This is a genomic window from Rhodoferax sp. (assembly GCF_028715765.1).
Taxonomy (GTDB): domain Bacteria; phylum Pseudomonadota; class Gammaproteobacteria; order Burkholderiales; family Burkholderiaceae_C; genus Rhodoferax.
Genome location: NZ_JAQURE010000088.1, coordinates 1 through 4,817, shown reverse-complemented (window position 1 = coordinate 4,817; position 4,817 = coordinate 1). Strand labels below are relative to the sequence as shown.

Sequence of the window (4,817 nt, the reverse complement as noted above, 5' to 3'; positions counted from 1 at the left end):
TCACCTCCAGACTGTTGGATAACCGTATGATTTCAAACGGAATTTCTAATGGTATCCATTAGAAATCTGCACTGGGAGGTTTGCACCACTTTTCTTTTGAAAATCCTAATGGACTATCTGGGTTCAAAGCACAAATATCAGCCGCGCCGTTCAGGTTCTAAGTTCCATGCCGGGTGCGCTCATCAATGCCTTCTGATGCAGCCTGCGCCCGCAGCTTGTCTTTTTTGCTCAAGCGTTTGCCTTTGATGCCGCCGTTGCCCGCTGCGTTGGGGTCGGTTGATGGGGCGGGAGCTTCGTCTTGCGCCTCAAACCCCACCACACTTTCAAGTGGCACCTTGAGATGATGGCGTTTGGAAATCAGCCGCCAATGCGACTGAGCCTCAGCGCTGACGAAGCTGACCGCCAGACCGGGTAAGCCTGCGCGTCCGGTGCGGCCAATGCGATGTGTGTAGTCGGTGGCCGAACGTGGCAGGTCAAAGTTCACCACCACTGGCAATTGGGCAATGTCAAGTCCGCGTGCAGCTACATCGGTTGCTACCACCACGCTCAAGCGCTCGGCCTTGAAGTCGGCCAGCACCTGGGTGCGCTTGCCCTGGCTCAATTCACCATGAAACGGCTCGGCCGTAGCGCCGCCTTTGCGCAATTTATCCGCCACGATTTCTGCCGCAAATTTGGTGGCTACAAACACCAGCACCCTTGACCAGCCGTGTTGGGTGATCAAATGGCGCAGCAGTTGGGTGCGGCGAGACGCATCGACCGCAATGGCGCGTTGGGTAATGTCAACGGGTGGGGCTGCGTCCGGGCGCACATCCACCCACACCGGTTCATGCAGCATGCTGTGCGCCAGGGTTTGAACCGCTGGGGAGAACGTGGCGGAAAAAAACAGGCTTTGCCGCTGTTGTGGCAACAGCGCCAAAATCTGGTTCAGCTCCTGGGCAAACCCCAAGTCAAGCAATCGGTCGGCCTCGTCCAGCACCAGCCACTTGATTTGGTCGAGCTTCACCGCGTGCTGTGCCACCAAGTCCAGCAGCCGCCCCGGCGTGGCCACCAGCACCTGGGTACCGCCCCGCAAGGCCATCATCTGCGGATTGATCGACACCCCGCCAAACACCACAGAGATCTTGACGGGCACGGGCAACTGTTGCGCCAAGTCGCGCAGCGTGTCACCCACTTGGGCGGCCAGCTCACGGGTCGGCAACAGCACCAACGCCTGGGGCTGGCGACTGGCCTGGGGTGACAGTGTTTGCAACAGGGGCAGCGCAAACGCCAGCGTTTTGCCGGACCCGGTGTGGGCGCACCCCAACACGTCTTGGCCGAGCAGCGCAGGTGCAATGGCCGCCAATTGAATCGGTGTCGGTGTCACCCATCCCAGCCGATGTAAAGCCTGCAACAAAGAGGTGTTCAAGCCAAGAGAAGAAAAAGTCATGTGCAGAGTTGAGAAAAAACAACTTTCAGTTTAAGGGCAAGCGCTGTGCTGGGGGCGATGTTCCAATTGCTCTTGTGTTGCTGTGATGGGTGGGGTGGAACCCGGCAGGGCGACTGGGTCAGGCGCGTGCGGTTTTGGGGTGAAAGCACGCGCGGTGCTGATGTTTGATTACGCAAATACCTCTTTCGCGCGCATTTCACCCCAAAGCCCGGTCACCCAACCCAATCACCCTGCCTCACTTTGTTTGAACTCGAAGATTTATAAGAAAACAGCCTGTAGCGATTGGATTTGAGAACGCCCTCCTATAGTAAAGGTATAGCTATTAATTTTGTTATTTATGCCAGCACAACATCCACACAGATAAGGCGTGGTGGTTGGGTCAGGTGACCGGGCTTTGGGGACAAAGGCGCGCGCAAGTGGTGTTGGGCGGGCTGAACCCTCAGCCCCGCGCGTGTTTTGCCCCCAAAACCGCACGCACCACCGCAGCAGCAGAGCGCTGAAGAAACCCGACGGCATAGAGCCAGTCCGACACCCATGGCAGTCATAGCAAAACTTCGACACAGTCTGAAGCCCGCACAAAAGTGGTTTAGCCACATCTCTTTGAATCTCCCCCGTGCCCGGCAGTGAGTGCTGCAAGCGCTGCAGCCCTTGGCTGGATAATCAGGTGCTCAACGTTTGGCCGCAGCTCTGCGCGCCCCACCGAACACAAGGACACCGTGAAAAAAACATTTCAACTCCAAATTGAAGGCAAAAACCCAGCGCGCGTACTGGAAGCCACCAAGCACGACATTCGCCAGTACTTAAAACGCGAGCGCCGCAAAGCGCTGCCTGAAGGCGTGGATTTTTGGGACTTTGACTGTAAGTTTGGCCACACCGCTGAGCTGGCTCTGTCCGTACATGTGGCCGAACTGACTGCTCTGATTGACGCCGCCGCACAGGCTGGCAGTCCCGCGTTTTATGTTGAACTGCTGGCCAAGCCCGGCATTCGCAAGGTCAAAGCCGACAGCTTGGACGCTGCAGTTGACGACCCCGCAGCCTGACTGATGCGCACCAAATCGGCAGTCGGCGTAAGGGTTTGACCCTTGAAAACATTGAAATTTGGCGTTTCATCTCTACCATTCACACACTTCGCGGATGAGCCGCATTTTTTTTGAAAAGGACATCATGAAACGCATACTTTTATTTGTTTTAACCAACGTCATGGTGGTGGCGGTGCTGGGCATTGTGGCCAGCTTGCTGGGCGTGAATCGCTACCTCACCCCCAACGGCTTGAACTTGGGCGCGTTGCTGGGCTTTGCGCTGATCATGGGTTTTGGCGGCGCCATCATCTCGTTGCTGATCAGCAAACCCATGGCCAAGTGGACCTCGGGCGTGCGCGTCATCAACCAGCCCGCCAATGCCGACGAGGCTTGGATCGTCAACACCGTGCAAAAACTGGCCACCAAGGCTGGCATTGGCATGCCTGAAGTGGGTATTTTTGAAGGCGACCCCAACGCCTTTGCCACCGGTGCGTTTAAAAATTCATCGTTGGTGGCGGTCAGCACCGGTTTGCTGCAAGGCATGACGCATGAAGAAATCGAGGCCGTGATCGCCCACGAAGTGGCGCACGTGGCCAATGGCGACATGGTCACCATGACGCTGATCCAGGGTGTGATGAACACTTTTGTGGTGTTTTTGAGCCGTGTCATCGGCTACGCCATCGACAGCTTTTTGCGCAAGGGCGACAGCGAAAACAGCGGCCCCGGCATTGGCTACATGGTCACCACCTTTGTGCTCGACATTGTGTTGGGCTTTGCCGCTGCCATTGTGGTTGCCTGGTTCAGCCGCCACCGCGAATTCCGCGCTGACGCCGGTGCCGCTGAACTGATGGGGCGGCGCCAACCCATGATCAACGCGCTGGCCCGCTTGGGTGGCCTGCACACCGGTGAGCTGCCCAAAAGCGTGGCTGCCTTTGGCATTGCCGGTGGCATTGGCCAACTGTTTTCCACCCACCCACCGATTGAAGACCGCATTGCCGCGCTGCAAAACGCCCAAAACTGACATGGCTTCAGACCTTCAAAGCACCCTGCGGGCTGATTGCCAATGGGGGCTTTGAAGGTCTCAACCCCACTCCATCCATGGAACTGACCACCTGGCTCACTTTTTTTGCCGCCTCCTGGGCCATCAGCATTTCGCCCGGGCCAGGCGCCATTGCGTCCATGAGCGCCGGACTCAACCACGGCTTCAAATACGGCTACGTCACCATCTTTGGCCTGGTGCTGGGCATCTGGACGCAGTTGTTGGTGGTAGGTGTTGGGCTGGGGGCGCTGGTTGCGGCGTCGGCCACTGCGTTTACCGTGGTCAAGTGGCTGGGCGTGGGCTATCTGGTGTGGCTGGGCATTGCGCAGTGGCGTGCCCCGGCGCGGCCAATGGTGGCCATCAACGACAGTGGCGAAGTGGTGACTCAGCGTAGCTTGATTCTGAAGGCCTGGTTGATCAACATCGTCAACCCCAAAGGCACAGTGTTTTTGCTGGCGGTGGTGCCGCAGTTCATCAATTTGAGCCATCCGCTGCTACCGCAGTACCTCATCATCGGTGCCACGCTGGCTTTGACTGACATGGTGGTGATGTCGGGTTACACCGCGCTGGCCTCAAGGGTGCTGGGTGCGCTCAAAGAGCCGCACCACATTCGCGCCATGAACCGCATCTTTGGCAGCTTGTTTGTGCTGGCGGGCTCGCTGCTGGCGTTGTTCAAACGCGCGAGTTGAGGCGGGTCGAGGTAGTCACGGTTTGGGTGGCCTCATTCAATCACCCAAAAGTTACATGCATTTTAGGCCTCTAGCGCTTATATCTATTGCGTAAGTAGCTATTGATTTTGATATCTCATGAAGGTATCAAAGCTGTGTCAGAGCCACCGCCTCAGCCAGTTTGATGCCGTCCACGGCGGCCGACAAAATACCCCCGGCGTAACCTGCACCTTCCCCGCCGGGGTACAGCCCTTGGGTGTTGGTGCTTTGAAAATCTTCGCCGCGCGGAATGCGCAGGGGGCTGGAGGTGCGGGTTTCTACCCCGGTCAAAACGGCATCAGGCAGGTCAAAGCCTTTGATTTTTTTGCCAAAAGCGGGCAGCGCTTCTTGCAGGGCTGCAATCGCGTAGTCGGGCAAGGCGGTGTGCAAATTACCCAATTTCACGCCAGGTTTGTAAGACGGCAGCACCTGACCGAATGCGGTAGATGGCCGCCCTGTAATGAAGTCCCCCACCAATTGCCCCGGTGCGTCGTAGTTGTTGCCCCCCAGCTCAAACGCCTGTGCCTCCAGTGCGCGCTGCAGGTTGATGCCTGCCAGCGGGTGAACTGCGTGTTGGTCAATTGCTCTTAAATCAATAGCTTCTTGCGCATATCGAATGGCGGCTA

Annotated in this window: 5 protein-coding genes; 3 read left to right on the top strand and 2 right to left on the bottom strand. The window is 57.4% G+C overall.

Going from position 1 to position 4,817, the window contains the following annotated elements:
- Window positions 1-157 precede the first annotated feature (157 nt).
- On the bottom strand, window positions 158-1,426 hold the full coding sequence (locus PHT20_RS16230; protein WP_301021345.1) for a DEAD/DEAH box helicase: 1,269 nt from the start codon (window positions 1,424-1,426) through the stop codon (window positions 158-160).
- A gap of 716 nt (window positions 1,427-2,142) precedes the next feature.
- On the opposite strand from PHT20_RS16230, the gene PHT20_RS16225 reads away from it, so the two are divergent.
- From PHT20_RS16225 to rhtB, 3 genes are all read left to right on the top strand, one after another.
- On the top strand, window positions 2,143-2,466 hold the full coding sequence (locus tag PHT20_RS16225; protein ID WP_301021344.1) for a DUF6172 family protein: 324 nt from the start codon (window positions 2,143-2,145) through the stop codon (window positions 2,464-2,466).
- A gap of 124 nt (window positions 2,467-2,590) precedes the next feature.
- Window positions 2,591-3,466 (top strand): protease HtpX, encoded by an 876-nt coding sequence (htpX, locus tag PHT20_RS16220; RefSeq protein ID WP_301021343.1) that lies wholly within the window; start codon window positions 2,591-2,593, stop codon window positions 3,464-3,466.
- A gap of 77 nt (window positions 3,467-3,543) precedes the next feature.
- Window positions 3,544-4,173: a homoserine/homoserine lactone efflux protein gene (gene rhtB, locus PHT20_RS16215; RefSeq protein ID WP_301021342.1), complete on the top strand. Its 630-nt coding sequence runs from the start codon at window positions 3,544-3,546 to the stop codon at window positions 4,171-4,173.
- 126 nt (window positions 4,174-4,299) lie between these two features.
- On the opposite strand, the gene PHT20_RS16210 is transcribed toward rhtB, so the two are convergent.
- A partial coding sequence (locus tag PHT20_RS16210; protein ID WP_366520951.1) for an FAD-dependent protein occupies window positions 4,300-4,817 on the bottom strand: 518 nt, incomplete at its 5' end.